Below are 16,182 nucleotides of genomic sequence, written 5' to 3'. Positions count from 1 at the left end.
CGCGAACGGGTATCGTGATGCCCTGCTGCTCGCCAGTCCTTTTGAAATACCTATTACGGCAGGCTGCTAAAGCGCCTTGAGGGCTTCCTGGACCTCGTCGACATGCCCGGCAACCTTGACCTTGCGCCAGATTTTGCGGACCACGCCTTCACCGTCGATCAGGAAGGTCGCGCGGTCGATGCCCATGTACTTGCGGCCGTAGAGGCTCTTCTCGATCCAGGTCTCGTACTTCTCGCAGACCTTGCCGTCCTCGTCGGACACGAGCGGGAAGTTGAGCTCGTACTTGGCCTTGAACTTGTCGTGGCGGGCGACGCTGTCCTTGGACACGCCGATCACCTGGGCCTTCAGCTTCTTGAACGCCGCCGCCCCGTCGCGAAAGCCGCAGGCCTCGGTCGTGCAGCCGGGCGTGTCGTCCTTCGGGTAGAAATAGAGCACCACCGGCTTGCCGCGCAGGTCCGACAGCTTGATCTTGCCGCCGCCATCGGTCGCGGCGGTGAAATCCGGGGCCTTCTTGCCTTCGACGACGCTCATTTCCTGCTCCTCGCTTGCCAGCCAGCCGCCAGGGCCGGCGCCTCCACGATGCGCTCGTATATAGCACGCACCGTCTTCGATTCGGTCTCGATACGCGCGCGCAGGGCCGCCAGATCCGTCGCGCCTTCAGTGGCGGCGATCAGGCGCTGCTGGCCTTCCGGCGCCTTCGTCTCGTCAAAAGCGGCCTCGTCGCCATTCAAGGTGAGGCGCAGCAGGCTCTGCACGTCCGACAGCAGGGTCCGCGTGGCGCGCAGCCTGTCGGCGTCCGGCGGGTCGATGAGTCCCGACGCCGCCATGCGCCGCAGCATCTCCGCCGGATGAGGGTCGAGGACATCGGGGTGCTCGCAGGCGTGCCGGAGCGCCAGGTACTGGGCCACGAAATCGATATCGAACAGGCCGCCGGGCAGGTGCTTGAAGTCCCACAGGCTCTTGGCCGGCGCATGTTGGGTGATGCGGTCGCGCATGTCGGCAACGTCGCGGACCAGCGCCTGGGGATCGCGCGGCCGGCAGAGCGTGCGCTTCACGATGTCGGTCAGGCGGGCGACCAGCGCCTCGGGCCCATGGATGACGCGCATGCGCGTCAGCGCCATGTGCTCCCACGTCCACGAGGACTGCGCATGATAGGTCTCGAAGCCGGCGAGCGAGTTGGCGAGGGGGCCGGAGCGGCCCGACGGCCGCAGGCGCATGTCGACCTCGTAGAGCGCCCCCTCGTTGGTATGGGCGGTCAGCGCCGTCACCATCTTCTGGCTGAGACGCGTGTAATACTGGATGGGCGACAGCGGCCGCGGACCGTCGGATGCCTCCATGCCGTCCGGGATGTCGTAGACGAAGATCAGGTCGAGATCGGACGTCGCCGACATTTCCCGGCTACCGAGCTTGCCCAGCCCCAGTACCGCCAGCCGCTGCCCCCGGAAGCCGCCATGGGCTTCCGCGAACCGCTTCTCCACGCGATCGCACAGAGCGGAGATCGTGGCGGCCGCGATGTCCGAATAGGCGAGGCCTGCCTGGGCGGGCGTGACGATGCGCTTGAGCTGCTGGACGCCGACCTGAAAGCGGCGGTCATTGGCCCAGCGGCGCGCCAGGTCGAGAATGTCCTGCTCGTGGTCGACCCGCGCGAGCGTCGCAGCCAGTTCCCCGGTCATCTCCGATGCCGGCGGCAGCGGCCCGTAGAAATCGGGCGAGAGCACCGAATCCAGCAGCAGGGTGCGGCGCGCGAGGTGGGCCGCCAGGCCCGGCGCGCTGCCCATGATGGTCGCCAGCAGTTCGAGCAGGGCGGGATTGGCCTTGAAGAGCGAGAAGAGCTGCACTCCCGCCGGCAGATTGTTGAGGAACAGGTCGAAGTTCAGCAGGGCCTGGTCGGGCGCGGCCGTGCCGCCCAGCTCCTTCAGCAGGCCGGGCATCAACTCGGTGAGCAGTTCGCGGGCGCGGGCCGTCGCGGTCGAGCGGTAGCGGCCATGATGCCAGCGGCGCACGATGCCGGCGGCGGCCGAGGCATCTCGGAAGCCCAGGGATGTCAGCGTTTCGAGCGTGCCGGGATCGTCGTCGGTGCCCGTGAAGACCAGGTTGCCGCCCGGGCCGGCGAGGCTCGGCGCCTCCTCGAAGAGCTTGGCGTAGTGGCCCTCGACGAGGCGCAGCGTCCCCAGCAGGGCGGCCTGGAACGCCTCCGACGTGTCGTAGCCGAGAAAGGTCGCGATGGCGGCGACGCCCGGTTCGTCGGCGGGGATCGAGTGGGTCTGCCGGTCGTCGACCATCTGCAGGCGATGCTCGACCCGGCGCAGGAAGCCATAGGCCTCGATCAGCTCCTCCGCCGCCTTCTCCGTGACATGACCGGCGGCCGCGAGCGAGCGCAGGGTGGGGCAGGTGGCGCGCAGCCTGAGGGTGGGGTTGCGACCGCCGAAGATGAGCTGCTGGGTCTGCGCGAAGAATTCGATCTCGCGGATCCCGCCGCGGCCCAGCTTCACATTGTGGCCCAGGACCTTGACCGTGCCGCCGCCGCGATGGGCGTCGATCTGCCGCTTGATCGAATGAATGTCGTGGATCGCCGCGAAATCGAGATGCTTGCGCCAGATATAGGGCGTCATGTCGGCGAGGAAGGCAGCCCCGACGGCCTCGTTGCCGGCCACTGGATTCGCCTTGATCATGGCGGCGCGTTCCCAGTTCTGGCCGACGCTCTCGTAGTAGAGCTCCGCCGCCTGGACCGACATGGCGAGCGGCGTCGAGCCGGGATCGGGCCGCAGCCGCAGGTCGGTGCGGAAGATGTAGCCTTCGGCCGAGGTCTCCGACATGAGCTGGACCAGCAGGCGTGCCGCCCGCACGAAGTGCCGCGACAACTGCTCGTTTCCGGCCAGGGCCGGGGCATCGCGGTCGTAGAAGAGGATCAGGTCGATGTCGCTCGAATAGTTGAGCTCGCCCGCCCCCAGCTTGCCCATGCCCAGCACCGTGAAGGCCGCGGCCTCGGGCTTGCCGCCCAGCGTGAGCTGTCCGTCGCGTTCGAGCTGGAGGAGGATCGAATCGGTGAGGGCGCGGAGGCAGCCCGAGGCGAAATCGCTGAGCTGGCCGGTGATGCGATCGAGCGGCCAGGTGCCGGCGATGTCGGCGACGGCGACGGCGAGCGCCACGCGGCGCTTCAGGCGGCGCAGCCGGGAGGCGACCTCGGCCGGTGCCGCGCCGGCGCCGGCGTCGCCTCGTGCCGCGGCGAGTTCGAGCATGAGGTCCGCGGCGACCGTGTCCGGTCCACGACGCCATAGATCGGTCATAAAATCCGGGCTCTGTAAGGCCGTTTCCGTCAGGTAAGGACTGTTGCCGAACAGAGCGTCGAGCAGCGCGATGGCCGCGGGATCGTCAGGCCGCGCAGCGCGCTCGTCCCAGCGAGCCCACGCCACGGCTTGCCGCTCGGGGTCGTGCGGACGTGGAAGGCGGGCAGTCGAAAGCCAAGACATTCAATGTGTCGACGGGTAAATTCTCGTTTGCAATGACACGCTTGCCCAAGCGTGTCGCCATCGTCAAGAAACGGAAGAGTCGAGTTTGGTCAAGCGGACCTGCCGGGTAGTTCTGCGTGTTGCGGTCGTTCTGGTGCTTGCCGTGACCGCGCTGGGGGTCGTCGCGGCCTTGCGGCTCATGGCGGGGCCCGTCGACCTCGAGTTCATGAAGCCGCGCATCGCCCGGCTGATCGACGCGCCGGGCAACGACATCCACCCGGACTTCGACCGGATATATTTCGAGTGGAGCGGGATCAGCCGGCCGATCCGGCTGGCCTTCACGGGGCTGCGCTTCACGAATGCGCAGGGCCAGGTCATCGCCACGGCGCCCGAGGCGGCCCTGACGTTCGAGCCGCGCTCGGTGGTCCAGGGCATGCTCCTGCCGACCTCGATCGCCATCATCCGGCCGGTCATCGAGGCCGACGTCGCCCGCGAGGGCGGGGCCTTCAAGCGCATATTCACTTCGCCCGAGGGCGGCGCGCAGGGCGAGGCGATTTCGATCCTGGTCGATCAGCTGCTGGCGGAGCCTAATTACGACTCCCTGATCGGGCAGCTCGACTCCGTGGTGATCGAACACGCCAACGTCACGATCCGGGATCTGAAGACCGGGCTCAGCTGGAATGCGCCGGATGCGGCGGCCGAGCTCCGCCGCGACGCCGCGGGCGTCTTCATTACGGCCAAAGCCCGGTTCGCTGGCCACGGCGACCCCGTCGACCTTTCCCTGGCGGGCGTCTACACGCGTGACCGCAGCCGAATTTCGCTCGAGGCCAAGGTCGCCGGCTTCAAGCCGTGGATCTTCGCCGATCTATCCTCGGACCTCGCCATCCTGCGCGGCGTCGACCTGGCGCTCTCCGGGCGACTTCAGATCGAGGGCACGGGCAACGGGGAGGTCAAGACCGTCTCGGTCGACATCAACGGCGCCAATGGCAGCGTGACGCTGCCGGGCATTCTGCCGGTGGCCCATCAGGTGCGCTCGATGGATGCCCGGTTCAGCATCGACAATGTCGCGCACACCTCGAAGATCGATCGCGTCGACTTCGATTTCGGGGCGGCGAGGGTGGTCATCACCGGTGCCGGCCACCGCATCGCGGATACGCGCCACTTCGTCGGTCGCGCCGAGATCAGACAGATCCCGGTCGACAAGCTCGGCGACTACTGGCCGCTGGAGTTCGCCGAAGGCGGCCGCAGGTGGGCGATTGCCAACATCACGGCCGGGACCGTCGACGTCGCCGCCGAATTCTCTGCCACGGCGCCTGTCGACCACATCGCCGACCTCAAGGTGGATGGCATGGTGGCCTTCCTCGACTATGGCGGCCTGACGGTACGTTACATGCCGCACATGCCCGAGATGCAGGACGTTTCCGGGAAGGCTCGCTACGAGAACGGCAGCCTGCATTTCGACGTTGCGCGCGGCGGCGCCGTCAACCTGAAGGTCGCCGACGGCACGATAGACCTGACCGGCCTCGACAAGCCCACGGGCCAGATGGCGGCGATCCGGTTGCCCATCACCGGTTCGGCGCAGGACGTCATGCGCTTCCTGGCTCGGCGGCAACTCGGCCTGCCTAGGGAGACGCTCTACGACCACCGCCGGCTGGGCGGCCAGGTGGCGGTCGACGTCTCGCTGAGCTTCCCGCTCATCGACGCCTTGACTGTCGATGAGATCGAGGTGGCGGCCGACGCCCAGCTCACTTCGTTCTCGCTCAAGAACGTATTGGGCAACGTCGATCTCACGGACGCGGTGGCACGGTTGAAGTACGGCAATTCCGAGCTGAGCGTGGTCGGGCAGGGCAAGCTCGATGGCAGCACCGTCGACGTCACCTGGCGCGAGATGTTCGCGGCCAAAGCGCCGTTCCGCCGGCGCTATGACGTGAAGGGCACGGTACCCGCCGGTCTCGTCGAGAAGGCCGGTTTCCCCTCGGTCGAGCCCTTTGTCACAGGTCCGGTCGGCACGACCCTCCACTATCAGGTCGCGACCAACGGTACCGGCGAGGTCGGTGGCCGCTTCGACATGAAGGCCGCGAAACTGGCGGTGACGCCGCTGGCCTGGAGCAAGGAGGCCGGGACGGACGCGCTTGCCACCATGACGCTGAAGCTCGCCGCCGGCGGCAAGGTCACGACGGCAGACTTCGATGCCCGCGGCGGTGGCCTGCAGACCAAGGGGCAGGTGCGCTTCGGGACGGATGGCAGCGTGCAGCAGATCAGCGTTCCGCAGGTCAAGCTCGACCAGACTGACGTAGCCGTCGACTGGCGGCGAAGCCCGGACGGTGTCGACATCGCGGTGAAGGGCCAGTCGCTCGAATTGCAGCGCGTTCGCGACATGCTGACCGCGAGGAACGAGGTCGCAGCGCACGAGCCGAAGGGTGCGGCCTCGATCTCGCGGCAGAGCACAAGGGCCACGATCCAGCTGCAGAACGTGATCGTGAAACGAGGAGCCCTCGGATACCTGAACGGCCGGCTGGAGATGAGGGGAGACCGACTTGCCTCCGCGGATCTCACGATGGGCGGCGGCAAGGGCTCGACCTTCCGGGTGACGCCTGGTGCGCAGGGGCGCACGCTGTTCTTCTATGTCGCCGATTTCGGCCAGTTGCTCACCGAAGCAGGCTGGATCGACGGCCTGGTCAACGGCTACCTGCACATCGAAGGGAAGTTCAACGATACCTGGGCGAACCCGCCGCTCGAGGGCACGCTGAAGATGGGACCGTTCCGCCTCCAGCGCGTGAACGCTCGCCGCGACATCGGCACGCTCAACTCGGCGATCGACGGACTGAACAGTGCCGGCAATGCGTTGCAGCAGTTCGACAGTCTGAGCGCCAATCTGACGAAGAGCGGGGACAGTATCCAGGTCCGCAACGGGCGCACCAGCGGCCAGTCGATCGGCCTGACCACCCAGGGCGTCATCGACCTGGGCAACGATACGGCGCGGCTCAACGGCATCGTCGTGCCGGCCTTCGCGCTGAACAATCTCCTGTCGAACGTGCCGCTGCTCGGGCCGCTGCTGACCGGCGGCAAGGACGGCGGCATGTTCGCCGTCTCCTACCAGCTCTACGGCCCGTTCGGCGATCTGAAGACCGACGTGAATATGATGTCGGCGATGGCGCCGGGTGCGCTGCGCGATCTGTTCAATGCGCCCGCCAACGCCGGCGGGGCACCCAGCCAGCCCGGCGGGTCACCGGATGCGCAGCGCGCGCCCTGACGAGGGCTAGGCGGCGCGCACCAGCACGTGGCGCTTGCGGCCGGCCGACAGCTTCAACGTGCCGTCGGAGCCGAGATCGGCTGCGGTCACGACCAGCGTGTCGTTGGCGATCGGCTTATCGTTCAGCCGGCCGCCGCCGCCCTTGATCAGCTTGCGCGCCTCGTTCTTGCTGTCGGCAAGGCCCGCCTCGTGCATCAGCTCGAACGCGGCGATGCCGGCTTTCAGCCTGGCGAGCGGCAGCTCGACGGTCGGCAGCGTGTCGGCCTTGCTGCCTTCCTCGAAGGTGCGGCGCGCCGTTTCGGCCGCGCTCTCGGCGGCCTCCCGTCCGTGCGCGAGCGTTGTGACTTCTGTCGCCAGGATCTTCTTGGCCTCGTTGATCTCCTGGCCCTGCAGCGCCTCGAGGCGCGCTACTTCCGACAGCGGCAGGTCGGTGAACAGCTTCAGGAAGCGCCCGACATCGGCATCCTCGGTGTTGCGCCAGTACTGCCAGAAATCGTAGGGCGAGAGCCGTTCGGGATTGAGCCACACGGCGCCCGCCGCGGTCTTGCCCATCTTGGCGCCGGATGCGGTCGCCAGAAGAGGCGAGGTCAGGGCGAAGAGTTCGGCGCCCTGCATGCGACGGCCGAGGTCGGCGCCCATGACGATGTTGCCCCACTGGTCGGAGCCGCCCATCTGGACGATGCAGTCGTGGCGCTTGTTCAGCTCCACGAAATCGTAGGACTGCAGGATCATGTAGTTGAATTCGAGGAACGACAGCGGCTGGTCGCGTTCGAGCCGAAGCTTGACGGAATCCATGGTCAGCATGCGGTTGACCGAGAAATGCCGGCCGACGTCGCGCAGCAGCGGGATGTAGAGCAGACCGTCGAGCCAGTCCGCGTTGTTCGCCATCACCGCATCGGTCGCGCCCTCGCCGAAGGTGAGGTAGTTCGCGAAGCTTCTCTTGATGCTCGCCATGTTGGCGTCGATCTGGGCCGTGGTGAGCAGCTGGCGCGTCTCGTCTCGGCCCGACGGGTCGCCGACCTTGGTCGTGCCGCCGCCCATCAGGGCGATCGGCTTATGGCCGCTCTTCTGCCACCAGCGCAGCAGCATGATCTGCAGCAGATGGCCGACATGCAGCGAATCGGCGGTGCAGTCGAAGCCGATATAGGCGGTGCGGACGCCGCCCGACAGCAGCTCGTCGAGGCGTGCGGTATCGCTGCACTGATGCACCATGCCGCGCTCGTGCACGATGCGCATGAAGTCCGACTTGAAGTCCGCCATCTCGCCGTCCGGCCGTTTGTTCCTGAAGGGCGGCGGGTGTAACACATTCCCGCCATGCCATCATCTCCCCTGCGGGCGCTCGGCCTGATGAGCGGCACCTCGCTCGACGGCGTCGACGTGGCGCTCATTGAAACCGACGGCGAGCGGATCGCGGCCTTCGGCCCCAGCCTGACCGTCCCCTATGACGACGAGGTGCGCCGCACCGTTCGTGCGGCCTTCGGCGCCGGGCAGCCGTCGGAGGCGACGCGCGCCGCCGAACGGGCCGTGACCGCCGCGCACGTGGCGGCCGTGCGCCGCTGGGCGAGCGAGCGGGGGGTGTCCCTGTCGTCCGTCGACCTCGTCGGCTTCCACGGCCAGACCATCACCCACCGCCCCGAGAATCGCTTCACCTGGCAGATCGGCGACGGCGCCGCGCTCGCGCGGGCGTTGGGCGTGCGGGTCGTGAACGATCTGCGGGCCGCCGACGTGGCCGCGGGCGGGCAGGGCGCACCTCTCGTGCCGATCTATCACGCTGCCCTGGCGGCGGACCTGCCGCGGCCGCTCGCCGTGGTGAACGTCGGCGGCGTGGGCAACGTGACCTGGATTGGTGCCGACGGGGCGCTGCTCGCCTTCGATACCGGCCCGGGCAACGGGCCGATCGACGACTGGTGCGCGCGTCGTGCCGGTCAGCGCTACGACAAGGACGGGGCGCTGGCGGCGGCAGGCAAGGTCGACCGCGGGCGGCTGCAGCGCTTTGTCGAGCACCGCTTCTTCTCGAGGGTGCCGCCCAAGTCGCTCGATCGCGGCGACTTCAACGACGCCTGGGCCGATGGCCTCAGCGTCGCCGACGGCGCCGCGACGCTGACCTGGGGTACGGCAAGGGCCATCGCGCTCGCCGCGCGGCATTTTCCGGCGGCGGTGTCGCGCTGGGTGATCTGCGGAGGAGGCGCACGCAATCCAACGCTGCTGCGCGCCATCGCCGAAGAGACGGCGGCACGGGTGCTGACCGCGGCAGATCTCGGCTGGGACGGCGATGCCCTGGAAGCGCAGGCCTTCGCCTTCCTCGCGGTGCGGTCCCTGAGGGGCCTGCCGTTGACGTTTCCCGGCACCACCGGTGCTCCCCGTCCGATGACCGGCGGGCGCCTCAACGAGCCTTAGGCCGGGAAGCCCCGATCAGGGCTCCTTGTTGCTGGTCGCGCGGCCCGGCGGATTGAGCAGGCTCTGGGCGACGTACTTGTCGACTTCGACTGCAAGCCTGTCGAGCGCGTCATGGAAGAAGTGGTTGGCGCCCTTGATGGTCCGCGACTCGACGGTAATGCCCTTCTGGAGCGAGAGGCGCGCCACCAGCTTCTGGATGTCGGCTTGCGGCACGACCTCGTCCTTTTCCGCGCCGACGATGAGGCCGGAGGAGGGGCAGGGGGCGAGGAAGGCGAAGTCGTAGGAATTGGCCGGCGGCGCGACCGAGATGAAGCAATCGATCTCGGGGCGGCGCATCAGCAGCTGCATGCCGATCCAGGCGCCGAACGAGTAGCCGGCGATCCAGCACGACTTGGCGTTGGGATTCATGCCCTGCAGCCAGTCGAGCGCTGCCGCCGCGTCGGAGAGTTCGCCCATGCCGTTGTCGAAGCGGCCCTGGCTGCGGCCGACGCCGCGCGTGTTGAAGCGCAGCACCGAGAAGCCGCGATTCACGAACACGTGGAAGAGCGAAAAGACCACCTTGTGATTCATCGTCCCGCCATATTGCGGGTGCGGATGCAGGATCAGCGCGATCGGCGCGCGTTCTTCCTTGCTCTGGTGATAGCGACCCTCGAGACGACCCTCGGGGCCGGTAAACATCACGTCAGGCATCGAAACTCCGGTTCTTCACCTTATTCGACCCTCCGGTCGTAACCGATTCGGCGGCGGATTCGGGGGGATTCTTGATACTTGACCAACCTACTGGGATTAATTAAATCCGAGCTACGCAGTTGGTTTTGCCCAGAGCCCCAGTCTGGGGCGCTGGCATATCTTAGTAACGCTTTGGTTTTCAAGAACTTTAGGCGTTTCCATAGCGAAGGACGGCCGAATTCGGCCGTGAGGAGGATGCTGTGAAGCTCAGCACCAAGGGACGTTACGCCGTAATGGCGATGGTCGATCTGGCACGCCATGCGCAGGCTAAGCCGGTTTCCCTGTCCGATATCGCAACCCGGCAGGAGATTTCCCTGTCGTATCTGGAGCAGCTTTTCGCCCGGCTGCGGCGCGCCGGTCTGGTGAAGAGCGTGCGGGGTCCTGGAGGCGGTTACCGCCTTGCCAGGGGCTCGGCCGACACCCGGGTGTCGGAGATCATCCTGGCAGTCGACGAGCCGATCAGCGCGACCCGCTGCACCGAGATGGGGGCCACCGGCTGCCGCGCCGACCGTAGCAAGTGCCTGACCCACGATCTCTGGGAGGAACTCGGCAACCAGATCCATCTGTTCCTGAGCTCGGTCACCCTGCTCGACGTGCTGGAGCGCAAGCTCGCGCCGCGCCTGATCGAGGCGCCTCCGGTCGCGACCTCCGACACGATGGCGGCGGCCAGCTAGGCCCGCCCGTCTCTCCGGACGATCCCCATGCCCGCGTTCGCCTATCTGGATCACAATGCCACCAGCCCCCTGAGGCCGGCGGCTTTCGATGCCATGGTCGAGGCCTTGCGAGCGGGCGGCAACCCTTCGTCGGTCCATGGGGCCGGTCGCCGGGCGCGGGCGATCGTCGACAAGGCGCGCCGTGAGGTTGCATCCCTGGTGGGCGCCAGGACCACTGAGACGATATTCACCTCGGGCGGTACCGAAGCCAACAACCTAGCCTTGGCGGGGGCGGGGCGCCGGCGGGTGCTGGTGTCGGCCATCGAGCATGACAGCGTGCGTCGCGCCGTGCCGCACGCGGAAGTCCTTCCCGTGGACAGCGAAGGCATTCTCGACCTCGCTGCTCTGGAGCGCGCGCTCGCAGCGTCGGCCGAGCCGGCCCTGGTGTCCGTGATGCTGGCCAACAATGAAACCGGAGTATTGCAGCCGGTCGCCGAAGTCGTGCGCCTGGCGCGGACCTCAGGGGCGTTGATTCACTGCGATGGCGTCCAGGGCGCGGGCAAGGTTCGGGTCGACCTCCAAGGTCTCGGCGTCGACTACCTAAGTCTTTCCGCCCACAAGATCGGCGGCCCTACCGGCGTCGGCGCATTGGTGGTCCGCAGTGGCGTTCCGTACTCACCGGATCGTCGGGGCGGGGGGCAGGAATCCAATCGACGTGCGGGGACCGAGAATGTCTCCGGCATCGCCGGTTTCGGTGCAGCTGCCACCGAGGTGGGTGTCGGCCTCGATGTGGGGGTACTCCGCGACCGGCTCGAACTTTCTCTTGCCCAGATTGCGCCTGAAGCCAAAGTTTTCGGCGTAAGGGCGCCCAGGGTCTGCAATACGACCTGCATTTCGATGCCGGCTGTTCTCGCCGAGACCCAGGTCATGGCGCTTGATCTTGCCGGTGTCTGCGTCAGCTCGGGGGCGGCCTGTTCCTCGGGCAAGGTGCAGCGCTCGTCAGTCCTCGAGGCGATGGGCGTACCGGTGGCGGAAGCTTCCTGTGCGATCAGGATCAGCTTGGGCTGGAATACAAACGACACCGATATCGAACGCTTGATCACGGCATGGCAGAACCTATATATCCGAGTAAGGAAGTCGGATATTTTCCGCACAGGTTCTAGGGCCAGGGCGGCGTAGGAGTAACGAGGGGTTAGCATGACAGCCATTACCCAAATCCGGCGCAACGACCAGCCGATCTACCTCGACTATCAGGCCACCACGCCGATGGATCCGAGGGTGCTCGAGGCGATGATGCCGTACTTCACCCATAAGTTCGGCAATTCGGGCTCGCGCAGCCACGCCTATGGCTGGGAAGCCGAGGAGGGCACCGAGAAGGCGCGCGCCCAGGTGGCGAAGCTGATCGGCGCCGACGAGAAGGAAGTGATCTTCACGTCCGGTGCCACCGAGTCGAACAATCTCGCCATTCGCGGCGTGGCCGAGTTCTACAAGGACCGCAAGAACCACATCATCACCACGGTGACCGAGCACAAGTGCGTGCTCGATACCTGCCGCCATCTCGAGCAGCAGGGCTTCGAGGTCACCTACCTGCCGGTCCGCCAGGACGGTCTGCTGGATCTCGACGTGCTGCGCGCGGCGATCACCGACAAGACGGTGCTGGTTTCGGTCATGGCGGTGAACAACGAGATCGGCGTGATCCAGCCGCTGGCCGAGATCGGCAAGATCTGCCGCGAGAGGAAGGTGTTCTTCCACACCGATGCGGCCCAGGCCGCCGGCAAGATTCCACTCGATGTCGAGGCGCTCAACATCGACCTGATGAGCATCTCGGGGCACAAGATCTACGGGCCTAAGGGCATCGGCGCGCTCTACGTCCGGCGCAAGCCGCGCGTGCGCCTGGTGCCGATGATCGTCGGCGGCGGGCAGGAGCGCGGCTTCCGGTCCGGGACCCTGCCGACCCCTCTGTGCGTCGGTCTGGGCGAGGCGGCCGAGATCTGCATGAAGGAGATGGATGTCGAGGCAAAGCGGCTGAAGACGCTGCAGGAGCGCATGCTGAACGGGCTGCGCGCCAAGCTTACGGACATCGTCGTCAATGGCGACCTCGATCAGCGCATCCCGGGCAACCTCAACATCAGCTTCGCGTATGTCGAAGGTGAATCGCTGATGATGGGCATCAAGAACCTGGCGGTTTCGTCCGGTTCGGCCTGCACCTCCGCCTCGCTGGAGCCCAGCTATGTGCTGCGCGCGCTCGGCGTCGAGGAGGAGATGGCCCACACCTCGCTGCGCATCGGCCTCGGCCGCTTCACGACAGAGCATGAGGTCGACACGGCAGTCGACGAACTGGTGCGCCACGTCAACAAGCTGCGCGAGATGAGCCCGCTCTGGGAGATGGCCCAGGAAGGCATCGATATTAAGTCCATTGAGTGGGCAGCCCACTGAGGTTTCGTCTCATGGGGCGCCGCAACGGAATTTGAGGAGAACGTCATGGCTTACAGCGAGAAGCTGATCGATCACTACGAGAACCCGCGCAACATCGGCTCGTTCGACAAGACGGCCGAGGATGTCGGCACCGGCCTGGTCGGTGCGCCGGCCTGCGGCGACGTGATGAAGTTGCAGATCAAGGTCGGTCCGGACGGGCTGATCGAAGACGCGAAGTTCAAGACCTTCGGCTGCGGCTCGGCGATCGCCTCGAGCTCGCTCGTCACCGAGTGGGTGAAGGGCAAGACGATCGACGAGGCCGAGACAATCAAGAACACCGACATTGCGCGCCATCTGGCGCTGCCGCCGGTGAAGATCCATTGCTCGGTGCTCGCCGAGGACGCGATCAAGGCGGCGATCGCCGACTATCGCGCCAAGGCGACCAAGAAGGCCGAGTAGCTCATTTCGGAGCCCAGCGCATGACCACGACCAGCGAAACCACCAAGCCGGCGGCGCCTGCCGCGCCGCGGGTGCGCCGTCCGCGCCCGCAGCTGATGACGGTGACGCCGCTCGCGGGCGAGCGCATCAAGGGCATGATCGAGGGCCGGGGCAAGCCGACGGCGGGCATCCGCATCGGCGTGCGGACCAAGGGCTGTTCGGGGCTCAGCTACACGCTGGAGTTCGCCGACAAGCAGGAGCCGATGGACGAGGTCATCGAGGCCGAGGGCATCAAGCTGCTGGTCGACCCCAAGGCGTCGCTGTTCCTGATCGGCACCGAGATGGACTACGAGGAAGAGAAGCTGAAGTCGGGCTTCGTGTTCAGGAACCCCAACGAGAAGGGCCGCTGCGGCTGCGGCGAATCCTTCCACGTCTGAAGACCATGGATCATTTCGCGCGGCTGGGATTGCCTGCGGCGCTCGATCTCGACGCGGCTGCGCTGGACCGGGCCTATTTCGGCCTTCAGCGGCAGTGGCATCCCGACCGGTTCGTGTCCAGGCCGCCCGACGAGCGGGCGCGGGCCTCGGCCGAGGCCGCCTCGGTCAATGAAGCCTATCGGACGCTGAAGGATCCGCTGAGCCGCGCCTTCTATATGGCCGGGATGGTCGGCGTGGACCTGCCGGGCGACGGCAAGACGATCGACGACCCGGACCTGCTGATGGAAGCCATGGACGCGCGCGAGGCGCTGCACGAAGCAACCTCGGCGGAAGCCGTCGATCGGCTGGCCGCGCAGGCCCGTGCGGACGTGCAGAAGGCGCTGGCGGGGCTGGGCAGTTTGTTCTTGGCAAACGACAGGGCCGCCCTCAGAAAGGCCCTCCTTCGCCTGCGTTACCTCGACAAATTCGCCGAGGAAGCGCGGGCACGACGTATGAATCTTGATCGGTCGAGCGCATGACCTTGCTGGAGATCCACGAGCCGGGCGAAACGCCCTTGCCGCATGCCGGCGAGGGCTCGCTGGCGGTCGGCATCGATCTCGGCACGACCAATTCCGTGGTCGCCATCGCCCGCGACGGCAAGCCGGCGGCGCTCCATGACGAGACGGGCAGGGCGCTCGTACCGTCGGTGGTGGCCTATCCCGAAGCGGGTGGCGTGCTGGTCGGAGACGAGGCACGCGCCTTCACGGCCCGCGAGCCGCGCAACGTCGTGGCCTCGATCAAGCGCCTGATGGGCCGTGGTGCCGGCGATCTCCATGCGGTGGCCGGCGTACTGCCCTACGAGGTCGAACCGGGAACCGGCGAGACCGACATGGTCAAGCTTCGCATCGGCGGCAGGGCGCGTTCGCCGGTCGAGATTTCCGCCGAGATCCTCAAGGCGCTGCGGACTCGCGCCGAGGCGGCCCTCGAAAAGCCGGTCGAGCGCGCGGTCATCACCGTGCCCGCCTATTTCGACGATGCCGCCCGCACCGCGACCCGGGATGCCGCGCGCGTTGCCGGCCTCGAAGTTCTGCGGCTGGTCAACGAGCCGACGGCGGCCGCGCTGGCCTATGGCCTCGACAAGGGCTCGGAGGGACTCTACGCGGTCTACGATCTGGGCGGCGGTACCTTCGACTTCTCGCTGCTGCGGCTGGAGAAGGGCGTGTTCCAGGTGCTTGCGACCGGCGGTGACACGGCCCTGGGCGGCGACGATTTCGATCGTGCCATCGCCGAGCGCCTGCTGGCGGAGCGCAAGCGTGATGGCCTGGCCGACGAGGTCGACGAGACGGCCGTGAAGTCGGCGCTGGCGCTGGCCCGGCATATGAAGGAACAGCTTTCCGACCGCGACCAGACCTCGGGCCGGCTCGAGATTGCCGGCACACCTTCGTTCCATGCGCTGACCCGCGCCGAGTTCGATGCGATGGTGGAGGCTCCCGTCGCTCGCACCCTGGAGATATCCCGCAACGTGCTGGCCGATGCCGGCATGGTCGCAACCGAGATCGAGGGCGTGGTTCTGGTCGGCGGTTCGACGCGCGTGCCGCTGGTGCGTGCCAAGGTCGCCGGGATGATCGGCAAGCCGCCGCTGACCGACATCGATCCCGACGAGGTCGTCGCGCTGGGCGCGGCGCTGCAGGCCGAGGCCTTGACCGGCGGCGGCGACACGCTGCTGCTCGACGTCACGCCGCTGTCGCTCGGCCTCGAGACGATGGGCGGCATCGTCGAGAAGATCGTGCCGCGCAACACACCGATCCCGGCGCAGCTGGCGCAGGATTTCACGACCTACGAGGACGGCCAGGGCGCGATGGCCATTCATGTCGTCCAGGGCGAACGCGAGATGGTCGCGGACTGCCGCAGCCTGGCCCGCTTCGAACTGTCGGGCATTCCCCCGATGACCGCCGGTGCGGCGCGCATCCGCGTGAGCTTCGCCGTCGATGCCGACGGGCTGCTCACGGTCTCGGCCGAGGAGCGCACGACCGGCGTGGCGCAGCGGGTCGAGGTCAAGCCGTCCTACGGCCTCAGCCACGAGGACATGGCCGACATGCTCTACGACAGCATGGACAATGCCGAGGCCGACATGAACCTGCGCCTGCTGACCGAGGCGAGGGTCGAGGCACGGCGCGGTCTGCTGGCGTTGGAGGCTGCCCTCGCGAAGGATGGCGGATTGCTGGCGGCCGAGGAGCGCGCGGCGATCGACGAGGCGCGGACGCGGCTGGAAGCGGCGATGGAAGGCGAAAGCCGGGACGAGATCAATGCGGCGGCCGAGGCGCTCGAGACGCTGTCCAAGCCCTTCGCGGAGCGGCGGATGGACCGCGGCATTCGCGAGGCGCTGTCGGGCATGTCGATGGGCGACCTCGAAAGCCGGGTCGGCGACTAAG

The 16,182-nt window shown here is 67.1% G+C and carries 13 protein-coding genes; 9 read left to right on the top strand and 4 right to left on the bottom strand.

Features of this window, described 5'->3' with window-relative positions:
- Positions 1-66: 66 nt before the first annotated feature.
- Both bcp and ACO07K_RS12765 read right to left on the bottom strand, forming a co-directional pair.
- Positions 67-531, bottom strand: a complete 465-nt coding sequence (gene bcp / locus ACO07K_RS12770) for a thioredoxin-dependent thiol peroxidase (RefSeq protein ID WP_422036312.1) — start codon at positions 529-531, stop codon at positions 67-69.
- Positions 528-3,413, bottom strand: a complete 2,886-nt coding sequence (locus tag ACO07K_RS12765) for a bifunctional [glutamine synthetase] adenylyltransferase/[glutamine synthetase]-adenylyl-L-tyrosine phosphorylase (RefSeq protein WP_422036311.1) — start codon at positions 3,411-3,413, stop codon at positions 528-530. Before ACO07K_RS12765 ends, bcp begins: the two co-directional genes overlap by 4 nt.
- A gap of 142 nt (positions 3,414-3,555) precedes the next feature.
- Here ACO07K_RS12765 and ACO07K_RS12760 point away from each other — a divergent pair, with 142 nt between their 5' ends.
- Positions 3,556-6,702, top strand: coding sequence for a DUF3971 domain-containing protein (locus ACO07K_RS12760; protein ID WP_422036310.1), 3,147 nt, complete (start codon positions 3,556-3,558; stop codon positions 6,700-6,702).
- A gap of 6 nt (positions 6,703-6,708) precedes the next feature.
- Here the strand turns inward: ACO07K_RS12760 and tyrS are convergent, their stop codons facing one another.
- Positions 6,709-7,962: a tyrosine--tRNA ligase gene (tyrS, locus tag ACO07K_RS12755; protein ID WP_422036309.1), complete on the bottom strand. Its 1,254-nt coding sequence runs from the start codon at positions 7,960-7,962 to the stop codon at positions 6,709-6,711.
- A gap of 54 nt (positions 7,963-8,016) precedes the next feature.
- Here tyrS and ACO07K_RS12750 point away from each other — a divergent pair, with 54 nt between their 5' ends.
- Complete coding sequence (locus tag ACO07K_RS12750) at positions 8,017-9,099, top strand: anhydro-N-acetylmuramic acid kinase (protein WP_422036308.1); 1,083 nt, start codon at positions 8,017-8,019, stop codon at positions 9,097-9,099.
- A 15-nt stretch (positions 9,100-9,114) separates the two neighbouring features.
- Here ACO07K_RS12750 and ACO07K_RS12745 read toward each other — a convergent pair whose 3' ends face one another.
- Complete coding sequence (locus ACO07K_RS12745; RefSeq protein WP_298304799.1) at positions 9,115-9,789, bottom strand: alpha/beta hydrolase; 675 nt, start codon at positions 9,787-9,789, stop codon at positions 9,115-9,117.
- Positions 9,790-10,028: 239 nt separating this feature from the next.
- Here ACO07K_RS12745 and ACO07K_RS12740 point away from each other — a divergent pair, with 239 nt between their 5' ends.
- Genes ACO07K_RS12740 through hscA form a run of 7 tightly spaced genes read left to right on the top strand, consistent with a single transcriptional unit; the run spans position 10,029 to position 16,181 of the window.
- A complete protein-coding gene (locus ACO07K_RS12740) occupies positions 10,029-10,502 on the top strand; it encodes an Rrf2 family transcriptional regulator (protein WP_422036307.1) in 474 nt (157 codons plus the stop codon).
- Between the two features lie 27 nt (positions 10,503-10,529).
- A complete protein-coding gene (locus ACO07K_RS12735; protein ID WP_422036306.1) occupies positions 10,530-11,660 on the top strand; it encodes a cysteine desulfurase family protein in 1,131 nt (376 codons plus the stop codon).
- 18 nt (positions 11,661-11,678) lie between these two features.
- Positions 11,679-12,917, top strand: a complete 1,239-nt coding sequence (locus ACO07K_RS12730; RefSeq protein ID WP_422036305.1) for an IscS subfamily cysteine desulfurase — start codon at positions 11,679-11,681, stop codon at positions 12,915-12,917.
- Positions 12,918-12,962: 45 nt separating this feature from the next.
- Complete coding sequence (gene iscU, locus ACO07K_RS12725; RefSeq protein WP_298304809.1) at positions 12,963-13,355, top strand: Fe-S cluster assembly scaffold IscU; 393 nt, start codon at positions 12,963-12,965, stop codon at positions 13,353-13,355.
- A 20-nt stretch (positions 13,356-13,375) separates the two neighbouring features.
- Positions 13,376-13,771 carry a HesB/IscA family protein gene (locus tag ACO07K_RS12720; protein WP_422036304.1) on the top strand — a complete coding sequence of 132 codons (396 nt, stop codon included), beginning with the start codon at positions 13,376-13,378 and terminating at the stop codon, positions 13,769-13,771.
- A gap of 5 nt (positions 13,772-13,776) precedes the next feature.
- Complete coding sequence (gene hscB, locus ACO07K_RS12715; RefSeq protein ID WP_422036303.1) at positions 13,777-14,289, top strand: Fe-S protein assembly co-chaperone HscB; 513 nt, start codon at positions 13,777-13,779, stop codon at positions 14,287-14,289.
- Positions 14,286-16,181: a Fe-S protein assembly chaperone HscA gene (hscA, locus tag ACO07K_RS12710; RefSeq protein WP_422036302.1), complete on the top strand. Its 1,896-nt coding sequence runs from the start codon at positions 14,286-14,288 to the stop codon at positions 16,179-16,181. Before hscB ends, hscA begins: the two co-directional genes overlap by 4 nt.
- Position 16,182 lies beyond the last annotated feature (1 nt).

Origin of the sequence: Reyranella sp. (genome assembly GCF_965228225.1) — a bacterium.
Classification (GTDB): Bacteria; Pseudomonadota; Alphaproteobacteria; order Reyranellales; family Reyranellaceae; genus Reyranella.
The sequence above is the reverse complement of the archived record's forward strand: the minus strand, read 5'-3'. Positions and strand labels throughout refer to the sequence as shown.

Bases quoted from the DNA above. Each gene is read 5' to 3' on its own strand.
- bcp (WP_422036312.1), bottom strand. From the start codon at position 531: ATGAGCGTCGTCGAAGGCAAGAAGGCCCCGGATTTCACCGCCGCGACC.
- tyrS (WP_422036309.1), bottom strand. From the start codon at position 7,962: ATGGCGGACTTCAAGTCGGACTTCATGCGCATCGTGCACGAGCGCGGC.
- ACO07K_RS12750 (WP_422036308.1), top strand. From the start codon at position 8,017: ATGCCATCATCTCCCCTGCGGGCGCTCGGCCTGATGAGCGGCACCTCG.
- ACO07K_RS12745 (WP_298304799.1), bottom strand. From the start codon at position 9,789: ATGCCTGACGTGATGTTTACCGGCCCCGAGGGTCGTCTCGAGGGTCGC.
- ACO07K_RS12735 (WP_422036306.1), top strand. From the start codon at position 10,530: ATGCCCGCGTTCGCCTATCTGGATCACAATGCCACCAGCCCCCTGAGG.
- ACO07K_RS12730 (WP_422036305.1), top strand. From the start codon at position 11,679: ATGACAGCCATTACCCAAATCCGGCGCAACGACCAGCCGATCTACCTC.
- iscU (WP_298304809.1), top strand. From the start codon at position 12,963: ATGGCTTACAGCGAGAAGCTGATCGATCACTACGAGAACCCGCGCAAC.
- ACO07K_RS12720 (WP_422036304.1), top strand. From the start codon at position 13,376: ATGACCACGACCAGCGAAACCACCAAGCCGGCGGCGCCTGCCGCGCCG.
- hscB (WP_422036303.1), top strand. From the start codon at position 13,777: ATGGATCATTTCGCGCGGCTGGGATTGCCTGCGGCGCTCGATCTCGAC.
- hscA (WP_422036302.1), top strand. From the start codon at position 14,286: ATGACCTTGCTGGAGATCCACGAGCCGGGCGAAACGCCCTTGCCGCAT.